The organism is Gemmatimonas sp. (assembly GCF_031426495.1).
GTDB lineage: Bacteria > Gemmatimonadota > Gemmatimonadetes > Gemmatimonadales > Gemmatimonadaceae > Gemmatimonas.
In genome coordinates, this window is sequence record NZ_JANPLK010000019.1 from 83,692 (window position 1) to 103,053 (window position 19,362).

Annotated in this window: 16 protein-coding genes; 5 read left to right on the plus strand and 11 right to left on the minus strand. The window is 64.3% G+C overall.

What is annotated here, in order from left to right; all coding sequences use genetic code 11:
• Nucleotides 1-27: 27 nt before the first annotated feature.
• On the minus strand, nucleotides 28-345 hold the full coding sequence (locus tag RMP10_RS06225) for an HNH endonuclease signature motif containing protein (RefSeq protein WP_309672628.1): 318 nt from the start codon (nucleotides 343-345) through the stop codon (nucleotides 28-30).
• Between the two features lie 323 nt (nucleotides 346-668).
• Entirely contained in the window at nucleotides 669-1,133 is a 465-nt protein-coding gene (locus tag RMP10_RS06230; protein ID WP_171227442.1) for an HIT family protein, read from the minus strand.
• A 176-nt stretch (nucleotides 1,134-1,309) separates the two neighbouring features.
• On the opposite strand from RMP10_RS06230, the gene RMP10_RS06235 reads away from it, so the two are divergent.
• Nucleotides 1,310-3,436: a dehydrogenase E1 component subunit alpha/beta gene (locus tag RMP10_RS06235; protein WP_310569506.1), complete on the plus strand. Its 2,127-nt coding sequence runs from the start codon at nucleotides 1,310-1,312 to the stop codon at nucleotides 3,434-3,436.
• 62 nt (nucleotides 3,437-3,498) lie between these two features.
• Here the strand turns inward: RMP10_RS06235 and RMP10_RS06240 are convergent, their stop codons facing one another.
• From RMP10_RS06240 to RMP10_RS06270, 7 genes are all read right to left on the minus strand, one after another.
• Nucleotides 3,499-5,364 (minus strand): nucleoside-diphosphate sugar epimerase/dehydratase, encoded by a 1,866-nt coding sequence (locus RMP10_RS06240; protein ID WP_310569507.1) that lies wholly within the window; start codon nucleotides 5,362-5,364, stop codon nucleotides 3,499-3,501.
• Nucleotides 5,365-5,660: 296 nt separating this feature from the next.
• Nucleotides 5,661-8,156 carry an SLBB domain-containing protein gene (locus tag RMP10_RS06245; protein ID WP_310569508.1) on the minus strand — a complete coding sequence of 832 codons (2,496 nt, stop codon included), beginning with the start codon at nucleotides 8,154-8,156 and terminating at the stop codon, nucleotides 5,661-5,663.
• 105 nt (nucleotides 8,157-8,261) lie between these two features.
• The gene (locus RMP10_RS06250) at nucleotides 8,262-8,633 is read right to left on the minus strand and encodes a type II toxin-antitoxin system VapC family toxin (RefSeq protein WP_309672624.1); all 372 of its coding nucleotides are present in this window, start codon (nucleotides 8,631-8,633) and stop codon (nucleotides 8,262-8,264) included.
• Between the two features lie 6 nt (nucleotides 8,634-8,639).
• Entirely contained in the window at nucleotides 8,640-8,894 is a 255-nt protein-coding gene (locus RMP10_RS06255; protein WP_310569509.1) for a type II toxin-antitoxin system prevent-host-death family antitoxin, read from the minus strand.
• Between the two features lie 60 nt (nucleotides 8,895-8,954).
• The gene (locus RMP10_RS06260; protein ID WP_310569510.1) at nucleotides 8,955-10,565 is read right to left on the minus strand and encodes a hypothetical protein; all 1,611 of its coding nucleotides are present in this window, start codon (nucleotides 10,563-10,565) and stop codon (nucleotides 8,955-8,957) included.
• Nucleotides 10,562-11,476 (minus strand): ABC transporter ATP-binding protein, encoded by a 915-nt coding sequence (locus tag RMP10_RS06265; protein ID WP_310569511.1) that lies wholly within the window; start codon nucleotides 11,474-11,476, stop codon nucleotides 10,562-10,564. Before RMP10_RS06265 ends, RMP10_RS06260 begins: the two co-directional genes overlap by 4 nt.
• A gap of 5 nt (nucleotides 11,477-11,481) precedes the next feature.
• Entirely contained in the window at nucleotides 11,482-11,904 is a 423-nt protein-coding gene (locus RMP10_RS06270) for a GntR family transcriptional regulator (protein ID WP_310569512.1), read from the minus strand.
• Nucleotides 11,905-11,984: 80 nt separating this feature from the next.
• On the opposite strand from RMP10_RS06270, the gene RMP10_RS06275 reads away from it, so the two are divergent.
• Complete coding sequence (locus tag RMP10_RS06275; RefSeq protein ID WP_310569513.1) at nucleotides 11,985-14,939, plus strand: prolyl oligopeptidase family serine peptidase; 2,955 nt, start codon at nucleotides 11,985-11,987, stop codon at nucleotides 14,937-14,939.
• 15 nt (nucleotides 14,940-14,954) lie between these two features.
• On the opposite strand, the gene RMP10_RS06280 is transcribed toward RMP10_RS06275, so the two are convergent.
• Together RMP10_RS06280 and RMP10_RS06285 are read right to left on the minus strand one after the other, a co-directional pair.
• Nucleotides 14,955-16,214: a hypothetical protein gene (locus tag RMP10_RS06280; RefSeq protein WP_310569514.1), complete on the minus strand. Its 1,260-nt coding sequence runs from the start codon at nucleotides 16,212-16,214 to the stop codon at nucleotides 14,955-14,957.
• A complete protein-coding gene (locus RMP10_RS06285; RefSeq protein WP_310569515.1) occupies nucleotides 16,211-16,762 on the minus strand; it encodes a sigma-70 family RNA polymerase sigma factor in 552 nt (183 codons plus the stop codon). Before RMP10_RS06285 ends, RMP10_RS06280 begins: the two co-directional genes overlap by 4 nt.
• Nucleotides 16,763-16,925: 163 nt before the next feature.
• Between RMP10_RS06285 and RMP10_RS06290 the strand changes: the two genes are divergently transcribed.
• The 3 genes from RMP10_RS06290 to RMP10_RS06300 all read left to right on the plus strand — a co-directional run bounded on the left by RMP10_RS06290 (nucleotide 16,926) and on the right by RMP10_RS06300 (nucleotide 19,354).
• The gene (locus tag RMP10_RS06290) at nucleotides 16,926-17,495 is read left to right on the plus strand and encodes a sigma-70 family RNA polymerase sigma factor (RefSeq protein WP_310569516.1); all 570 of its coding nucleotides are present in this window, start codon (nucleotides 16,926-16,928) and stop codon (nucleotides 17,493-17,495) included.
• Entirely contained in the window at nucleotides 17,492-18,760 is a 1,269-nt protein-coding gene (locus tag RMP10_RS06295) for a hypothetical protein (RefSeq protein ID WP_310569517.1), read from the plus strand. The genes RMP10_RS06290 and RMP10_RS06295 overlap by 4 nt, the downstream gene beginning before the upstream one ends.
• A gap of 99 nt (nucleotides 18,761-18,859) precedes the next feature.
• Nucleotides 18,860-19,354 (plus strand): hypothetical protein, encoded by a 495-nt coding sequence (locus tag RMP10_RS06300; protein ID WP_310569518.1) that lies wholly within the window; start codon nucleotides 18,860-18,862, stop codon nucleotides 19,352-19,354.
• Nucleotides 19,355-19,362: the final 8 nt, after the last annotated feature.

The window sequence follows — 19,362 nt, forward strand, 5'->3', positions numbered from 1 at the left end:
CGTGCGGCTGCGCCTCTCCCAGCCTCCCTACGCCGCCATCATATCCGCCTGCGCGAAGGCCAGACTCACCGCGCGCCGCGCACCACGTTTGAGGGCCCGATGTACCGACCGCGCGTACCGCACGAAGTTCGCTCCCGCCCACGGATGGCGGGCGAAGAAATCGAACGGGAGCATATCGCACTTGAGCCGGTTACACGGGCCACAGGCTGTCACCAGGTTGCCCGGGTCATACGCCCCGCCGCGCGCCAACGGCACGACATGATCGAGGGTCGCGGTACGGTGATCGAGTCGCGCCGCGCAGTACACGCAGCGTTGCCCACAGTCGCGCAGGGCGGCGCGGCGCATGGCTTGTTTCGCCGCTACCTGCGCCGCCACCTGTGGTCGAAGTGACGACGCCCCGGCGGAGGCGGCGAGCCTCACGACGGGGCGTGGCGTACGGTCGGTGCGAACGAGCCGGCGCGATGAGGGCCGGGAGCGTGCCGGCGGGTGGGCCGACGGGCACGGGCAGGAACTACCGCGAGTGGAACGCATCATCCTCCTGGAAAACCGGGTGGACACGCACACCAAAGCTGAAGCGATCGCTGTGACGATCTGTCTGACCCCGCGACTATACGATCACGTTCCTGCTCCCGTCAAGACAGCAGCAGGACCGTTACAGCATTTCCCACTTAGCGCTTCATGCCGCTGTTCGTGAGCGGGTCACGGAGCATGCTCCCGATACGGGCCGCCATGCCGTCGAGTTGCTGCCGGTTCGGCATTTGCGAACCAGGGAACGGCAGCGGCACATCGAACCCATCGCCTTCGCGCCGCGGGATCAGGTGAATGTGATAGTGCATCACGTTCTGACCGGCGGCGGCACCCGAATTCACGACAATGTTCATGTCCGTCGCCCCCGACGCCGTCTGCACGCGCGGAATCAGCTTGGCCGCCACCTGGTACAGATGGGCACCGACATCCTTCGGGATATCCTGCAGCACCTCGTAGTGCTCACGAGGGACGACCAGCACGTGCCCGGGGTTGACCGGTTGAATATCGAGGAAGGCGATCGCGACCGAATCTTCGTAACAGATCGACACTTCGGCCGCGCCCCGAATCAGGTCGCAGAAAATGCAGTGGCCGCTGGACGGCGTCATAGGAGCAGTGGGTGCGTGCATAAGATGTCACCAGAGAGTGAGGACCGTCCTGCCAAGCTGTCCCCGAATTGTACGCACGGCAAGCACTGCATGATCCCGGCCGCAGAAAGTCCCTTCCGCTCGCGACCCGCGCTAAGTTTAGGGGTTGTCTGTCTCCAGCCCTCCAGATCACTTCGATGGCCACTTCGACCCGCCCGAGCCGCCCCCGCAAGGGAGCCGCCGCCGAGCCCGCGCTGACGCGCGAGCAGATGGTGAACGCCTACCGCGTGATGTACACGTCGCGCCGGTTGGACGACAAAGAGATTCAGCTGAAGCGCCAGAACAAGATCTTCTTCCAGATCTCCGGCGCGGGTCACGAGGCCGTCCTCACGGCGGCTGGCATGGTGCTGCGTCCGTCGTACGACTGGTTCTATTTGTACTACCGCGATCGGGCGCTCTGCCTGCAGCTCGGTATGACGCCCGCCGAAATGTTGTATAGCGCCGTCGGCGCCGCGATCGATCCGAACTCGGGTGGTCGGCAGATGCCGAGCCATTGGGGGCAGAAGGATCTCAACATCGTGTCGGTCTCGTCACCCACCGGAACGCAGTTCCTGCAGGCGGTCGGCAACGCTGAGTCCACGCTGCGCGCCTCACAGGGCAACCTCACCGACGGGTTCCCGGGCGATGACGTGACGCTCGTGACCACCGGCGACGGCACGACCAGCGAAGGCGAGTTCTGGGAGTCCCTCAACACCGCGTGCAATCTCAAGTTGCCCGTGGTGTATCTCGTGGAAGACAACGGCTATGCGATCTCGGTGCCGGTGGAAGTGAACACGGCCGGCGGATCGATCTCGAAGCTCGTGGCCTCGTTCCCGAACATGTACATCGAAGAGGTAGACGGCTGCGATTTCCTCGCATCGTACGCCGCGCTCGACCGCGCCGTGACGTACGCGCGCGAACGGAACGGACCGGCCTTCGTGCACGCCAAGGTGATTCGCCCGTACTCCCACTCGCTCTCTGACGACGAAGTGTTCTATCGTCCGCAGGACGAGCGCGATGCCGACGCTGCGCGCGATCCGCTCACCACGTTCCCGCTGTATCTGGTGGCTGAAGGCCTTGCCACGGAAGAAGAACTGCAGGCGCTGCGTGATACCGTTGACGCCGAGATTCTCGCGGCGACCGACGACGCGCTCGAGCAGCCGCAGCCTGGCGCCGACACCGTCCTGTTCGGCGTGTACTCGCCCGATGTCGACCCCACGGCCGAACAGTTCGACACCGAAGACGATCCGCAGTTCACGGGCGAGCCGACCACCATGGTGGACCTGCTCAACGCCTGCATGCGCGATGAAATGGCGCGTGACGAACGCATTCTCGTATTCGGTGAAGACGTAGCCGACGTGTCGCGCGAGCAGCACTTGGGCAAGGTCAAGGGCAAGGGCGGCGTGTTCAAGGTGACGCACGGCCTGCAGACCAAGTTTGGCAGCGGCCGCGTGTACAACTCGCCGCTGGCCGAAGCGAACATTCTCGGTCGCGCCATCGGTCTGGCACACCGCGGCTACAAGCCGGTCGTCGAGATTCAGTTCTTCGACTACATCTGGCCCGCGTTCATGCAGATCCGCGACGAACTCGCCACCATGCGCTGGCGCTCGAACAATGCGTTCAGCGCGCCGGTGGTGATTCGCACCACGTACGGCGGCTACATCCGTGGCGGCATCTATCACTCACAAACGGGTGCGTCGTTGTTCACGCACAACCCCGGCTTGCGCGTGGTGTGCCCCAGCAACGCGCTCGATGCGAACGGCCTGCTCCGCACCGCCATCCGCAGCGAAGACCCGGTACTGTTCCTCGAGCACAAGCACCTGTATCGCCAGACGTACAACAAAGGCCGCTACCCAGGCCCGAATTTCATGATTCCGTTCGGCAAGGCGAACGTGCTGCGCGACGGCACCGACGTCACGCTGGTCACCTACGGCGCCACGGTGCAACGTGCCCTCGTAGCGGCCAATCAGATCGCCGAGGAAGGCGGACCGAGCGTGGAGGTCATCGACCTGCGCACGCTCTCGCCCTGGGATCAGGAAACAGTCTTCAACAGCGTCAAGAAAACCAGTCGCGTGATCGTCGCCACCGAGGACTCCCTCTCGTGGGGGTACGGTGCGGAAATCGCCGCCAAGATCGCCGACGAGTGCTTCGCCTGGCTTGATGCGCCGGTCAAGCGTATCGCCAGCGCCGACGCCTTCGTGGGATACGCGCCTTCGCTCGAAGATGCGACCCTGCCGCAGGTCGAGACGTTCCGGAAGGCCTACCTCGACATCGTCGCGTTCTAACCGTCGCGCACGATGGTGCATCAACGCCCCACGACGCATTCGCGTCGTGGGGCGTTCTGCATTCAGGCAACCAGCGTGAGCTCGCGTGCCACCGGATGCGTGGTGCCGAGGGCAATGTACTCCGGCACCAGCTCGGCGATGCGCTGCCGCAGCACGGTATCATCGTCCCGGCGCAGCGCCGCCTGGACCAGCGCATCCACGTGGGCGTGCACGCCCGCCGGCGGAATGCCGAGCCGCGAGCACAGAATGGTATGGTGCGACGTAGGCTGCAAACTTTCGTCGTCCCGCGAGAGCTCCTCGAACAGCTTCTCGCCAGGACGCAGTCCCGTGAAGTGGATCTCGACGTCATCGCCCACCCGCAGTCCCGAGAGACGGATGAGGTCGGAGGCCAGATCGACGATCTTGATGGGCTCACCCATGTCGAGCACGAACACTTCGCCGCCCTTGCCGAGCACCGCCGCCTGCAGCACCAGCTGCACAGCCTCCGGGATCGTCATGAAATAGCGCTGCATGTCCGGGTGCGTGATCGTGATCGGCCCACCAGCGCGGATCTGCCGCAGGAATGTCGGCACGACACTGCCGCGACTCCCCAGCACGTTGCCGAAGCGCACGCTCACGAAGTTGCGGCCGGTCGAGACGGCGGCGCGCTGCACGAGCAGTTCGGCGATCCGCTTGGTCGCGCCCATGATGCTGGAGGGATTGACCGCCTTGTCGCTCGAGATGAGTACGAACTGCGGCGTGTCATGACGCACCGCCGCGTCGATCAACGTGCGGGTACCCTTCACGTTGTTGGTAATCGCTTCGGCGAGATTGTCTTCCATGAGGGGCACATGCTTGTGCGCCGCCGCGTGAAAGACCGTGTTCGGACGATACTGACCAAAGATCGCGTCGAGTCGCGTCTCATCACGGATATCGGTGATGAGGCAGGTGAGCGGTACCGATGGATAGCTCGACCGCAGCTCCTGCTGAATATCGAAGATCGAATTCTCGCCATGTCCGAGCAACAACAAGTGCGCTGGCGCGTTGCGCGCGATTTGTCGGCACAACTCGCTACCGATCGATCCGCCAGCTCCCGTCACGAGCACCGTCTGACCTTCCACGATGCGGCGTACCGAGCCGAGATCGGTCTGCACCGGCTCGCGCCGAAGCAAATCCTGAATCTCCACCGGGCGCAGCTGATTGACGCCGATGCGACCCGAGATGATCTCGCCGATCTGTGGCATCGTGCGGATCTCGACGCCGGCGGCGGTGCATACGCGCACGATCTCGCGGATCTTCGCACCTGGCGCGCTCGACATCGTGATGATGACATGACGCACACCGTAGGCGCGAATCCGCTCCTCGAGTTCGCTCACCGGGCCGAGAACGCCGAGACCACCCACACGCAGGTTATGCTTGGTCGCGTCGTCGTCGAGATAGCCGATTGGACGAAGTCCCATCGCCGGATGCTCGAGCATCTCACGCGCCGTGAGTCGGCCGGACGCACCCGCACCGAGAATGAGCACCGGAGCCTGAATGGTCCGGTCTCGACGCTGGCGGCGGTGCGAAATCCAGACGCGCGCCAGAAAGCGCGGCAGCGTAAGGGCGACGATGCTCCACATCGTGTGCGACGAGATCACCGAGAGCGGCAATCGCGTGGGCGAGAGCCCGAGGACAGGCAGTAGAAAGACGCCCAGCGTGACGTTGGCCATCGCCGCCACGAACACGGCCGCCATCATCGCCTTGAGCTCCTCGACCGACGCCATCCCCCACGCGCGTCGATACAACCGAAACGCGGCCATGATGCCGAGCCACATCGGCACCGCGAGCATCAGGTGATAGCTCGCCGCCTCGCGCCAACTTGAATTGAGCCACTCCAAGCCTTCGAAGCGCAGCGACCAGGCAATGCCCCACACCGCTGTCAGCGTCGTGACATCGAATACGAACAATTGATTGTGTGTCAGCCACGGCGCTCTACGGCCCTCGGCGGGTGACCCGTCTGCAGGCAATCGATCCGGCGTCGGCGAAGCGGACTGGGATGTCATAAAGGGCACGGTCGGCGGCGAATCCTGCGTCGCGGCGTCGCGACTTCTCCAGGAGCCCATCACGGCTCCATCTTGGGCAGCCTCCCGCCCAATCACTCCAAAGCCATACCCTCTTAGTTATCGGGATACGGAAGACCAGCCTTGAGCCGACGGACCGTAACGATTTGACCACGTCGCGTCCCGTGATCGGCGTCCGCTCGTCAATTCGTTCGGCTCAGCACCACGGCCAGCGTCACCAGGCTGCCGATGACCTGCGTCATGGTGCCGAGGAATTGCATCACATCGCGCTTGTCGGACGGATCGCGGGACGGCACGATGATCCGGCTGCCCGGTCGTGGCTTTGGATGCGTCGCGATCACCAGGAAGTACCGGTGGTTCGTTTCGACCTTGCCGTTGGCTTGCACGACGTAGGCGCGCTTGGCATCGGCGTTACGCGTCGCGCCACCGGCGGCGCGGATGTACGACGACAACGAAGCCCCCGGCTCATACGGGAGCGCCACCGCCGAATTCACGGCACCCGACACCGACACCAGCGCGTTGTAGCGCGGCACATGCACGGAGTCGCCGTCGAGCAGCAGCAGGTTGTCACGGTCCTTCGGATTCTGCAGCACACTCGGCAGATCCACACCCACCCGTCCCACCGCATTCTGCGCCCGGTGAAATGCGACGCCGGCCGAGTAGGCCGAGGCCGTGAGTCCGCCGGCGCGGGCGATCACGTCGGAGAGTCGTTCGGTCTTTGAGGTCAGGGCGTACGTGCCCGGGAACTGCACTTCGCCCGTAAGGGTCACCGTGGACTGCATCTGCCAGTCGGGCTGACGCAGCACCAAGACGTTGTCGTAGGGCGAGAGACGTGTATCGCCATTCGGCGTTTCGGCGGCGGGCGAGTCGAGCACATACGACGAGTCCAGCGGTACGCGGAACGTGATCGCGAGCTGCCCCGGCACCCGCGTTTCGGGCAGGCGCGCGATCTCGGCTTCTTTCAACGACGCGCTCGGCAGCAAGCCGCCGGCCTGAATCATGAGGTCGCGCATCGTCATGCCGTCACGATACGGATACTGCCCCGGAACGCGCACGGCACCGCTCAAGGCGACATACTTTGGCGCTCGGAATTCAGTCAGCGAGAAGACCGAAATCTCGTCGTCTTCCTGCAGCGACAACGGCGTGGTCGTGGTGCCGTCGGTGCGTAGCGTCGCGCGAATCTGCTCGCGCGTGGAGTCGGCGCGCAATCGTGAGATGATCACGCGACCGAGATAGGTGTCGGACTTGAGACCGCCCGCATGGCGGATGGCGTCATTGAGCGTGCTGGCCTTGTCGATGCCTTGTGAGCCGGGCTGCCAGACATTGCCAGTGATGGTAATGCGGCCACGCACACGGTTCGAGACGCGCGGCACTTCCACCACGTCGCCGGCTTCGATCGGAATACGCACCGCGCTCGTGCCTCTCGCGGCGTCCGGCAGGCTCACATCGAGCACGATGCGATCGCTGCCCTCGGCCGTGCGCTGCGTGGGCGGCACGATGCGCTGAATGCGAATACGACGGCGTGAGGCGTCGTCGGTGAAGCCGCCGGCGGTCGCGACCAGCTCGTCGAGTGATTCGTTGGGGCGCAGCTCGTACGTAGCTGGACGCAGCACACCGCCACTCACGCGAACGCGGGCCCCGTGCGTGGGCACAAAGAGCACATCGCCATTCTCGAGACGGACATCGGCGCTGGCATCGCCGCGCAGCAGGTACTCGTACACATCGAAGCGCTGCACCGGTTTGCCGCGGCGGCGGATCTCCACCTGTCGCAACGAGCCGCGTTCACTCGGACCGCCGGCGGCGTAGAGCGCCGTGAGCGCGGTACCGGCGCTGGAGATGCGATAACTGCCGGGCTGCTGCACATCGCCGACCACGAACACCTGGTTGCTGCGCAACCGTGCCACACTGACCGAGAAGCGCGTACTGCTGCCGACGCCCGAGTACACGCGCTGCAGCCGCGAGCGCAGCAATATGTCGAGATCACCGAGCGTGAGATTGGCCACCGGCACGGTGCCGACGACGGGAATCACCACGAAGCCTTCGCGCGTGACGTCGAGGGTGTAGGCCGCTTCGACGTCGCCGCTCAGGATGAGGACCAGTTGATCGCCGGCACCAAGCTTGTAGGACGCGTCAACCGGACCGCCGGCGTTGGCGTCGAACACCGTGGTTGGCTGCGAGAAGAGTGCGTAGCCGAAGAGCGTGGTGCCGTCGGGCGCGTAGCTGGTGCCGAGTCGCGCGGCATCAGCATCGTTGCGTTCGGTCGTCGCGGGGAAAGGAGCAACCGCGCCGGGGGCGCCGGTGCGGCTCCCGCTGAGCACGATTCGGCGAAGCGCGGCGGCATCGGTCGAGTCGACGATGCCGAGCGCGCGCACCGCGTTGATCAGCGAATCGGAAGGCGGTGCGCTGGCGTTGGGGGTCGCTCCACCCATGACCTGTTCCAGCAACGACTCCGGGTAGCCCGCGGCGCGTAGGCGCGCCCGCAGCTGATCGGCGGAGAGGCCGGACGCCTGAATCCGCTGCCGCAGTTGCGCCACCAATTCGGGGCGGTTCTGCACCAGATCCTGTGCTTGGGCCGGGGTCGGGATGTTGGCTGGCAGCGACTGCGCATGCACAGGCTCGACATCGGCGCCGGCCATGATGCTCGCCGCGAGCACCAGAAGCACTCGTGAACGGGACATCTTCAAAGATTCTGATAAAGAGAAAGGTCGTTCGTCAGGGAAATGACGAACGACCTTCCGGGGCTGTAACAGTGCGTTGCCGAACCGTGACGGTCCGTCCTGGCGCTACGCGGGGATGAGCGTGAGATCGTACCGCGCGAAGGATTGGTCCCGCGAGATGACGACCAGCCCTTCCACCTGCGCCTGGGCGATCAGCATTCGATCGAAGGGATCCCGGTGATGCGACGGGAGGCGTGCCGCGGCCTCCGCGTGGCGGAAGAGGACCGGCAGCTCGGTAAACGCGGAGGCTTCGACCGCCGCGGCAATCGTTCTGGTGCCGCTGATCTTCCCGAGTGCGGTCTTGATGGCGATTTCCCAGGCGGAGGCACTACTGACCAGCACCTCGTCGGCACTTCGGATGGCCTTCATGGCGGCAGGCGACAGGCGCGCCCCGGAGTCCCACCAGATCAGGACATGGGTATCGAGGAGCACGCGCACGCGAGGTCACTCCGCCTCGAACGAGTCGAGCACGCCATCGGGCAGCGGATCGTCGAACCCACGCGCCACCTTCCACATGCCTTTCCCCTGGCCTGGCACTCGACGATGGCGGGTGTCCTCCATGGGCACGAGACGCGCCATGGGATGCCCGGACTTCATGATCACGATCTCTTCGCCGGCGGCGGCGCGATCAACGAGCGCGGAGAGCTGGGTTTTCGCGTCGTAGAGTGCGACGGATTCGCGAACGAGTTTTTTGGGCATCTGCGTCCTCGGGGCGTGAGGGGCTGCAATAACGAATCGTACTCGCTTTGACCAATTTGGTCAAGTATAGATAGCGCTACCGAAGTTTTTTGCGCCGTGTACAACGGCAACGCCGTCTCTTTTCCAGCTCACCAATCGAACGGTGGCGCCGCTCAGCCACTCGTCGTCGACGGGACCGCTTACGGCATCACGCGTCTGCGCTGTCAACGCAACCACTCTTCGCTGAATTCCAGGAAGTATTACGCTCTGCCGGGTCTCGGAGGACGAAGATTCGCCGAGCAAAACCGCCTCGCGGGTCGACGCACTCTGCAGGACGAGCATCAGCGGCGTCCCCAATTTGCCTTGCACGACTTGGACGTTATCTAAATCTTCCGGGCGAACCACGTCGCTAAAGCTGGCGTCGTAGTCGGCCGACATCGGCTTCTTTACCATCGAGAAGCGACGAAAGCCCTGCTCAACAAAAGCGCCGTCGTTGAATGGCGCGGTCGCGAGCTCGATTGGCGCAAAGTGATCCAGCGTGGCGTCCACGCGAATGTTGGTGACCGTCTCAGTCTGCAGTCGCCGCAGCTGTTCTGACGGGCGTGCCAACTTGGGAACGAAAACCTTTTTGCCACGCGCATCGATCGTGGCAACGGCCCCGTAGACGACGTCGGTTGGATCGATAATCAGTCGTGCAGAATGGCCCGTATTGATCGAACTCTCGCCTTTCCATTTGGTGCCTTCTCGAAGCGGAATAGCCGATCGGGTGTCGTCAACGTCTACCCGTCCAGACAGTCGCACGCGCACGCTGTCACCATCAGCAGAGAATGCGGTGAGGTGCGCCGAACGCAATGCATAGCGACCTCCCGCTGGTTGCTGCGCAATCGATGCCCGGATGGCCGGCAGCTTGAGAGCGCTACTTTCGCCAAACACGTCGTAATTGACAATTTCAATCTCGAAGGAAGGAAGACTGCTAATTGGACGTGTCGAGTGCGGTGTGCTCACCGCACTGCCAAAAGAGGTCAGGGTAGACCAGAGCATCACAAGTGATGTGAGCACGAGCAGCCAACGGCCAGACACTTTTCGCAGGAACACGAGCGCAATCAGCGCAGCCATCGCCAGTGCATTCATCGGCATCGCGAGTCGTGCGAACTGGGACGTCAGCTCAAATCCAAATCCGGACCACGCGCTTCCGATCAACAGCGTAGCGAGAATGGTGCCTACGAACAACAAGGCGCCAGATCTGAATCCCCGTGTCGAGGCGGCAACGAGTGACGCGATGGCGATCCACGTGACCCAATTGCGCACACTTTCCCCGAGTACGCTAGCAATCAGTGTCGACTGCAAACCGCGAGCGGCAAGTGCGAATCCGGCGGCAACAATCGGCAGCAGAACGAGCAAGAGTAAAATCGACATTGCCTTGGCGAGTAGCATGCCACGTGGGCTCACCGCATGACCGATTGCAAATCCTTCACGGCGGATCGGCGTGTCAATTTGCACGAGCGTCACCGCTGTGATCATCCCAATGGCGACCACGATATGGGGAAGCAGAAACTCAAGTGCTGGAATTGCGATCAGCTCGAGACCGACGGCAATCGAGACGGTCAATGCGATAGCGTACAGCGCGATCCACCACCGTACTCGTAGGAGATCGAATCGCACCAAGTGGAGTGCGTGCGCGATCGTGCTCATGCGCCCCCCACCGTGTTGCGCGTGCTTGGTGTCGCCAACGCCAGATACAACTCCCGTAGCGTGACCTCGTGTTCATCGACCGCCAGCAGCCCGCCGGGCACCACCTCAATCACCGCGTCACGCCCGATGCCGTCACCGAACACCGACACGCGCTGCCCTGACTGCTCCACGCGCACCCATGACTCGGGACGCGAAGCCGGCAGCGGCGCACCCGGCGCCAACGTGAACTCCAGCCGACGATAGCGCTCGCGCAGTTGCTCCAGTGGCGCCGACACATCGATGCGACCATCACGCAGAAATCCAACCCAGTCCACCATCATCTCGATCTCCGCGATGTCGTGCGTGCTTACCAGGATCGTCCATCCATGCTCGCCCGACGTCTCCAGCAGCCCGCGCACCAGCTCTTCCTTGACGCCGACGTCCATGCCGGTGAACGGCTCGTCCATCAGCAGCAGTCGAGGCCGCGAAGCCAGTGCACACAACAACGCCGCCTTCATGCGCTGCCCTCGCGACATGGTGCCGACCTTCTGCTTGGCATCGAGGTCGAAGCGACGACGCAGCTGCGTGGCGAGTTGCGCGTCCCACGTGGGATAGAGCGGCGCGCAGTACGCCTCCATCTGTTCCAGCCGCATCCACGTGGGCAGCTCCTGCCCTTCGGCCACGTACGAGAAGCGCTGCCGCTGCGCGAGTGACATGCTGCGCACGCTGTCGCCGAACAGCGAGACCGCGCCGGACTGCACACGCTCGATGCCTGCCAGTAGTCGCAGCAATGTGGTCTTTCCGGCGCCGTTGGCGCCAAGCAACGCGTACATCGCGCCCTCAGGGATCGTGAGATCCAGCCCTCCCAGCACAACCTTCCGTCCATACCGGTGCGAAAGCCCCTGCACCGTTACCACGTTCGATGATGTCATTGCAATCACTCCGACGTTGCCGCACGACGCGCGGCATCCTGTTGAGTTCCACCACTGAGTTGGCGCCATCGCGACGCCAGCGCTTGTGCCACGTCCTGCTCCTTAAGGCCAAGGCGCATGGCCTCCACCACCAGTTGCTCCACCGGCTTGGCCAGCAACGTCCTCTTGTCGGCGGCCGATGACTCGGCACCGACCGCCACCACCGTACCCACGCCCGGCAATACCTCCAGCACGCCATTCCGCACCAGTTCGGCCACCACTTTGTGGGCCGTATTCGGATTGATCTTCAGCACCTGACTGAGCTCGCGAACCGACGGAAAGGGCGATCCTGCCGGTAGCACGCCCGACACCACCGCCTTGGTAGCGGCATAAACCACCTGCCGATACGGCGACTCGCCGGGGACGAGAGTAATGGGAAACGGGAGCATAGTGTACTAGTTGTACTAGTACAGCTAAAAATCAAGACACGCCGTAGCTTCTCCTCCGTCCTCTCACACTCGGAGTTTCGATGTTCGCATTCCCGAGGCGCCCCCTCGCGATCGGTGCGCTCCTGCTCGCCGCTCCCGCCGTGGTGTTCGCTCAGTCGGCCAGCGGCAACGCCAGCGCTCGCACCGGCGCCCCGCGCCCCATTTCGCCGGCCGACATTTCGGCCTGGAAGTCCATCCGCGGCGCTGCCCTCTCTAACGATGGCGTCTGGTTCGCCTATACAGTCGCGCCCAACGAGGGCGACGCCGAGGTGGTGGTCCGTCAAACCACGACCGGTGGCAAAGAGCACCGCTTCCCGATTGGCGAAGCGCCGGCGGCAGCAGGTGGTCCGCCGGGCGGCAGCGGCAATGCCGCGCTGCAACTCTCCGGCGACGGCCAATGGGCCGCTATGCTGGTGTATCCCAAGGCGGCCGATCAGAAGCGCATGCGCCGCGAACGTCGCGCCGTGCAGTCGAAGCTCCGCCTGGTGAATCTGGCCACCGGTGAAGCGCGCGAGTTCGACAAGATCCGTCGCTTCTCATTTGGCGGTGACTCGCCGAAGTGGGTGGCGATGCAGGCGTATGCTCCCGAAGCCGGTGGCGGTGGTGGTGGTGGAGCTGGCGGCGGTGGTGGCTTGCCCGGCCCCGGTGCACCGGGCATGGGCGGCAACCCGATCGGCGGCGCCGCCGGTCGCGTGGAGGGCACCGACCTGCTGCTTCACGAGCTCGGCACCAACGCCAGCTTCAACGTCGGGAACGTGGGCGACTTCGCCTTCGATGACAAAGGTCGCTGGCTCAGCTACACCATCGACGCGCGCGATCAGCTCGGCAACGGCGTGCAGCTGCGCGACCTCGCCAGCGGCACCGTGAAGTCGATCGACGCCGGCAAGGCGTTGTACCGTCGCCTGGCGTGGACCGACAGCTTCCCGGCCTTCGCCTTTCTCAAGGGCACCGTCGACAGCGCGGCGACGGATACGACCTGGTCGGCCGCGGCGGTGTCTCGCGTAGGTTCGCCGACGCAGCAGATGATCACCGTCGGTCACGGCGGCACGGCGCCCCTCCCGAATGGCATGGAAGTGAGCCCCGAGCGCACACCGCGCTGGCTGGAGCAGATGGACGGCATCGCGATCGGCCTCCGCGTGGCCACACCACCGGTACCGAAGAGCGAACAGCTGGAAGACGACGATCGTCCGTCGCTCATTCTGTGGCATGGCAAGGACGCGCGATTGCAGTCGATGCAGATCGTGCAGGAGAATGCCGACAAGAGCTTCTCGTTCCTCGCCACGTACCTGCCCGCGACGCAGAAGGTCGTGCAGCTCACCGATAATGTGGTCCGCACCGGCACCCTCGGCGCGCGCGATCGCTACGTGCTCGGCACCGACAATCAAACGTACGAGCGTCAGAGCAGCTACGATGGCGTGCAGCGTCGCGACTTGTATCTGATCGATGCCCGCACCGGCACGCGCGTGCTGGTGAAGAAGGAACTGCGTGGTACGTCGTCGCTCTCCCCCGACGGCAAGGCGGTGCTCTTCTGGGACGACGGCAACTTCCACGCGTACGACGTGGCGACCAAGGCGATCGCCAACGTGACCGCGGGTGCGCCGGTGTCGTTCATCGACACCGAAGACGATCACAACGTGGACCGGCCGAGCACGAACATCGTGGGCTGGAGCAAGGACGGACGCTTCGCGCTCATCAGCGACAACTACGATGTGTGGCGCATCGGTATGGCGGGGAAGAGCTGGACGAACCTCACGGTGAACGGACGGGCCACGCGCACGCGTTACGCGCGCGTGATCAACACCGATCCGCGCGAGCGCAACATCGACCTCGCGAAGCCGGTGTACATGGCCGCCATGCAGGCGCTCACCAAGAAGGAAGCCATCGTGCGCATCGACCCGGCCAAGGCCGGCGCGGTGGCGATCACGGGCTGGCGCGATGCGCGTCATGCGCCGATGAAGGCGCGCGACGCCGAAGTGTGGGTGTCGTCGATTCAGACATCCACGCGGTTCGCAGATTACTGGCGCGTGAGCTTCGGTAACGGTGCCATCGCCGATTCCACGCGCTTGTCGGAGGCGAATCCGAATCTGAACGGCGTCGCGTGGTCGGCGGGGTCGCGCCTCGTGAGCTACGTGACGGAGAAGGGCGACTCACTGCAGGGTGCGTTGTATCTCCCCGCTGGGTACGAAGCAGGCAAGAAGTATCCGACGCTGGTGTTCATCTACGAACTGCAGTCGGATGCACTGAACAGCTTCTACTCGCCGAACTTCTCGAGCTCGCCGAACGCGCTCATCGGCGTACACAACTCACGCGGCTACGCCGTGTTCCTGCCGGACATCGTGTACAAGATCAACGATCCGGGCATGAGTGCGGTGTGGAGCGTCGTGCCGGCGGTGAAGGCGGCAATCAAAACGGGCATTGTGGACTCGGCCAACGTGGGCTTGCACGGTCACTCGTGGGGCGGCTACCAGACGGCGTTCCTGATTGGCCAGACCAACATCTTCAAGAGTGCCGTGGCGGGTGCGCCGCTTACCGATATGGTGAGCATGTACAGCTCGGTGTACTGGAACTCCGGCAGCACCAATCAGGGCATCTTCCAGAGTTCGCAGGGTCGCTTCAAGGGCAACTTTCTGGACAACAAGGACGCCTACGAGCGCAATTCGCCGAACCGCTTCGCCGACAAAGTGAAGACGCCGCTCATCATTTTGCATGATGACAAAGACGGCGCCGTCGATTTCAATCAAGGCATCACGTTCTACAATACGCTGCGTCAGCTCGACAAGGACGTGATCCTGCTGGAGTACGTGGGCGAGAATCACGGCTTGGCGCAGCTGAAGAATCGCAAGGACTACGACCTGCGACTGATGGAGTACTGGGACAGCTACCTGAAGGGTGAGAAGGCGCCCGAGTGGCTGGCCAAGGGCATTCCGCGATTGAAGCTCGAGGAGCATCTGCGCGAGCAGAAGAAGAAACTCGAGGGGAAGAAGATCGCGATGTGATCACACCGGTCGGCGCTACTTCACGTAGCGCCCGATCAGGTCGAAGCGGTTGCGAGGCCATTCCATGGCGTATGGGCCGGTGACGAGAAGTACTTCGTGGCCGGCCTTACTCACGTACCAGCGCTCCGGGTTTGGACCGGTGTGCAGCACCACACGCCAGCTCGGGACGTTTCCCCAGAGCGTGGAGACGACAGAGTCTCCCTGCACGCTCACGTTGATGGAGCGCGTTTTCTCGTAAATGGCCGGCGTAAGGTTGCGCGTCTGGCCGAGATTGATGTCAATGCTGCCGCGCCAGGTGGAATGCAGTGGCAGTGAACGGACAAGCAGGTGGAAGTACGACCGATCGGTGACGAGCAGTTGACCGGGTCGAATAGGGGTACGTGTCGAGAAGCGGAGAAAGCGGGGATTCGTCTTCTGCTCCAGTTCCTTGGGAAGGTGCACCACGTGGCTCTGCTCCAGTACCGTGTCTCCCGGCAATAGCTGCTGACGCACGCTTCCCGTGACGCTTTCGTTTCGACGCGCGATGAGACGCATGTCCGACCGGCGAATCCACGCCGTATCTTGGCGTGGGTATTGGCTCGAATTGAACGGCGACGATGTCACCACGCGCCACACCCGCACACCCTTGTACGTGGTATCACGAAACTCGATCGCCTCAGCATCGATCGGCATGTAGTCGTGATATGAACTCGCCGAGCTGCGCACGTAGCGTCGCGTGCCGGGCTTGACGGCCGTTGTGTCGAACTCGGTGATGGCGGGATAGGGCACCTCGGGTACGTCGGACGCCGACTGGGCGTAGGCGACGAGCGGCCACGGCGACAGCGCGCCGAGCGGTCTGTCGCTGGCCGGAGGTGGCGGGGCCTTCAACGCGGTGCTGGAATCGACGACCGTGGCGCGAGCCGCCACCGTCGGCGCGTTGGTGCGTGGCCAAAGTGCGAACGCCGCGATCGCGACTGTCGCGGCAACCGCCAGCGGCACCAGTCTTCGGGCGAGGCCGTTTGATTGCGCCACCACGTTTGTCGACTCGTGCGACAACAACACGCGCTCCTGGCGCGCACGTCGCTGCAGCGCGGCGCTCAAGAGCTCACCGGACGCGTCCATCGCGGGCGCCTCGGTGAACAACGCGTGCATCGATCGGATGTCACGCAGTCGCGATTGGCAGTTCGCACAGGCGTCGAGGTGGGCCGATGGCGCAGTGCCATCGTTGCCGGTTGCTTCGCCGCGTGCAACGCGTACCAGCAGCTCGTCGCTGAGGTGCCTGTCGAATGGGCTCATACCATATCTCCTAGCTGGCTTCGCAGCGCTTTGATGGCGCGCGACAGGCGGACTTCCGATGTGCCGGGCGTGATACCGAGCATCGATGCGATCGTGGCGTGCGAGTGTCCCTCGATGACGCGCAACACGAACACATGCCTCAGGTTCACCGACAGCGCTGCGAGGGCGCGCTCGATACGCGCCTCATCACCGGCCGGCTCCGGGCCGCTAGCCGCAATCGTGTGGGATTCGACACCGTGCGGTACTTCGCGTCGATTGCGCACGCGACGATGCATGCCGAGCGCGTGTCGGGTGGTCAGGCCGCGCAGCCAGGCGGCGAACAGTCCGCGCTCCTCGTATCGACGCAGCGCCTCGGGGAGACCGACGAACACATCCTGCACCACGTCTTCCGCATCGGCGCGCTCCCCAGTCAATCGAAGGGCCAGTAGCAGCAGGGCGCCCGCATGCTCGCGGTAGCAGGCCGTGATCGCGTCCGGGCTTCCCGCGCGCAGCTCGGCGAGCCATTCCGGGCCGGGCGCGCGCAGGGGCGGGTCGTGGGGTCTCAACATGGAGGGCATTAGAGCCGACGGAGATTGTGCGTGCATATCTGGACTATGCAGACAGTTGGGAAAAGCTTTCATTTGGCGCTGCGGCCCGGCGCCCGGGCGCCCCGAGTTCCGTCTGGATTCCGAATGTAAGCTTCCCCGCCCGCCGGGCATTGGTCCAATACTCATGAGCCATTCCGCCTCCTCCTCGCTTCCAGACCCCAACGGCCAGCGGCCGGCCACGCTGATCTCGCTGCCGGCTATCCGGGCGGGCGATCCCGATGCGCTGGCGGCCTGCTACCGGGCGCATGCGCCCGCGCTGATGGCGCTGGCGCTTCGGCTCACCGCGTCGCGGCAGGACGCCGAGGACATCGTGCACGATGTGTTCGTGGGGCTGCCTGAGGCGCTGGCTCGCTACGACGAACGTGGACAGTTCGGGGCGTGGATCGGTCGCGTGACCACCCGCGTGGCGCTCATGCGTCAGCGGCAAGTGCGGCAGCGCGGGGATGTTTCACTGGCTGGCATCGCGGAACCGGCCGCCAGTACACCCGAGGGCGATCCACTGCTGCAGGAGAAGGTGCTGCAAGCGCTCGCGACACTCACGCCGCCACTGCGGCATGTGTTCGTCTTGCGGGTGATCGAGGGCTATTCGCACGCGGAGATTGCGGGACTGCTCGAAATCTCCACCAACACGTCTGAAGTTCGGCTGCATCGCGCGGTGCAACAGCTGCGCCGCTTGCTGGAGGCTGTGGTATGAACCGCCGTGCACTCTTCACTGACGATCGGGATTTGGCGGCGCTCGTGCGCGACGCCACCATGCTCGCGCCCTCCAGCGCGCTGCTGGATCGTGTGCATGCCAGTCGGGCCGATGGCCTGCGCGTGATGCTGCCCAGCGGTGATGCCGCCGCCGTACCGGTATCGCCCATGGCAACGACGTCGGCGATCGATCAACTCTCCGTCGAGCAGCTCGCGGGTCGGGTGTGGATGATCGTCATCGCCGTCGCGGCCACCGTGGTGGCCGCAGTGACGTCGCTGTGGCCGCACGACACGGCGACAGACGCGCTGCCGACCACCGCGCGGGCGGTCCCACGCCAGGCGGCGCCGGCAAATGTCGCCCTTGCAGACTCCACGACAAACGCCGCGCCTTCGAGTCGCGAATCGCTGATGGACGGTCTCTCGCCGTGGCCGCGCGTGGCCTTTGCGCAATCGCCGGGGGCGACCGACCGCAACGCGCCGTATCCCGGATTGTCCACGGTCGATGTGTCGCGCCTGAAGCCCGGCCGTCGCAGCTATCTGCGCAGCGTTGGCAACGCGTTGCACAGCTTGCTGCCCTACACGACGTACACGGTCGAGCTCGACTCGGCGGTGCTCGAGAAGCAGCCCACGTGGTGTCTGGTCACGGTGACACAAACCTCGACGGGGCTCGCCGAGAACAGTGAGCGCAATGCGCAGTACGACACGGTGTGGCTGCGACGAAACGACTTACGTCCGATCCGGCGGTCGCACTACGCGGGCTTCCTGCGCATGCGACAGACGTTCACCGACAGTATGCTGGTGGAGACGGACTCGCTCATCGCGCCGCCCGGCAAGACGCTGCGCAACGGGATGACGCTCATGCCGTTTCGAAACGGGACGCTCCGAACACTCGACGCGAGTGTCCCGTTTGTACCGACCGAAGAGACCATGCGGCTCGTGTTGCGCGCCTCCCCGTTGCACGAGCGATGGCGCGCCAGCGTCGGCACGCTCTCGGGGGACAACCGCTCGTTCGCCATGGGCGACCCCGAATATCTGAATCTCCGCGTGGATGGCTCGCGTGACATTCAGACGCTGAGCGGCCGCTACGCCACGTGGCGCGTGGTGCTGGAGACCGGCCCCAAACCGGAGGTCTGGTACGTGAGCAAGGAGACCGGCGAAACGTTGCTCACCGAGGGCTCCTGGGGCGTGAGCTATCCCGTCTCCGAGACGCGACTCATGTACGGATTCGAGGAGACGAAGCGTCTGCCGAGCGCCGGGAGTCGGTAGGGCAACGGGCGGACGTCATTGACGCCCGCCCGTTTGGGCTGCAGCATCAGGGTGTACGCGATGTGATTCTCGAAGCATCCCAAGGCCCCGGAGGTCCTGATGCACTTCGCTCAGTCGCTCTGCCCGCTCGCCGCCGTCCTGCTGTGGCTGTCGCCGGTACACGACGCCCGCTCCCAGATGGCTGCGCCTGCTAAATCGGCCGCACCGGCCGCCAAACCCGCGCTCAACGCGAATCGCGTGACCTATGTCGCGGTCAGCGGCGCCGACTACAACTTCTCGGCGCCGGATCAAGTGCCGGCCGGAGTCGTCGCCTTTAACCTCACCAATGCTGGCGCCGATCTGCACGCCCTTGCCCTGCTCGAGCTGCCGACCAATCACACGCTGCGTGAGTTCCTCGATATGTATCACAGCAAAGGCATCATTCCGCCGTGGATGCCGACGCTGGGTCAAACCGGGCCGATTGCGCCGAATCAGGAAGCTTTTCTGACCGTGCGCATGAAGCCGGGGCGCTACATCCTGGCCTGCCTCATTCCCGCTCGCGATGGCCGCGCGCATACGGAGAAGGGCATGGTGAAGATGATCACCGTGAAATAGCGCGCCAC

Excerpts from the sequence above, each read along its gene's own strand:
- RMP10_RS06225 (WP_309672628.1), bottom strand. The coding sequence starts at position 345 with ATGCGCCGCGCCGCCCTGCGCGACTGTGGGCAACGCTGCGTGTACTGC.
- RMP10_RS06230 (WP_171227442.1), bottom strand. The coding sequence starts at position 1,133 with ATGACGCCGTCCAGCGGCCACTGCATTTTCTGCGACCTGATTCGGGGC.
- RMP10_RS06235 (WP_310569506.1), top strand. The coding sequence starts at position 1,310 with ATGGCCACTTCGACCCGCCCGAGCCGCCCCCGCAAGGGAGCCGCCGCC.
- RMP10_RS06245 (WP_310569508.1), bottom strand. The coding sequence starts at position 8,156 with ATGTCCCGTTCACGAGTGCTTCTGGTGCTCGCGGCGAGCATCATGGCC.
- RMP10_RS06255 (WP_310569509.1), bottom strand. The coding sequence starts at position 8,894 with ATGCCCAAAAAACTCGTTCGCGAATCCGTCGCACTCTACGACGCGAAA.
- RMP10_RS06260 (WP_310569510.1), bottom strand. The coding sequence starts at position 10,565 with ATGAGCACGATCGCGCACGCACTCCACTTGGTGCGATTCGATCTCCTA.
- RMP10_RS06265 (WP_310569511.1), bottom strand. The coding sequence starts at position 11,476 with ATGACATCATCGAACGTGGTAACGGTGCAGGGGCTTTCGCACCGGTAT.
- RMP10_RS06270 (WP_310569512.1), bottom strand. The coding sequence starts at position 11,904 with ATGCTCCCGTTTCCCATTACTCTCGTCCCCGGCGAGTCGCCGTATCGG.
- RMP10_RS06275 (WP_310569513.1), top strand. The coding sequence starts at position 11,985 with ATGTTCGCATTCCCGAGGCGCCCCCTCGCGATCGGTGCGCTCCTGCTC.
- RMP10_RS06280 (WP_310569514.1), bottom strand. The coding sequence starts at position 16,214 with ATGAGCCCATTCGACAGGCACCTCAGCGACGAGCTGCTGGTACGCGTT.
- RMP10_RS06285 (WP_310569515.1), bottom strand. The coding sequence starts at position 16,762 with ATGTTGAGACCCCACGACCCGCCCCTGCGCGCGCCCGGCCCGGAATGG.
- RMP10_RS06290 (WP_310569516.1), top strand. The coding sequence starts at position 16,926 with ATGAGCCATTCCGCCTCCTCCTCGCTTCCAGACCCCAACGGCCAGCGG.
- RMP10_RS06295 (WP_310569517.1), top strand. The coding sequence starts at position 17,492 with ATGAACCGCCGTGCACTCTTCACTGACGATCGGGATTTGGCGGCGCTC.
- RMP10_RS06300 (WP_310569518.1), top strand. The coding sequence starts at position 18,860 with ATGCACTTCGCTCAGTCGCTCTGCCCGCTCGCCGCCGTCCTGCTGTGG.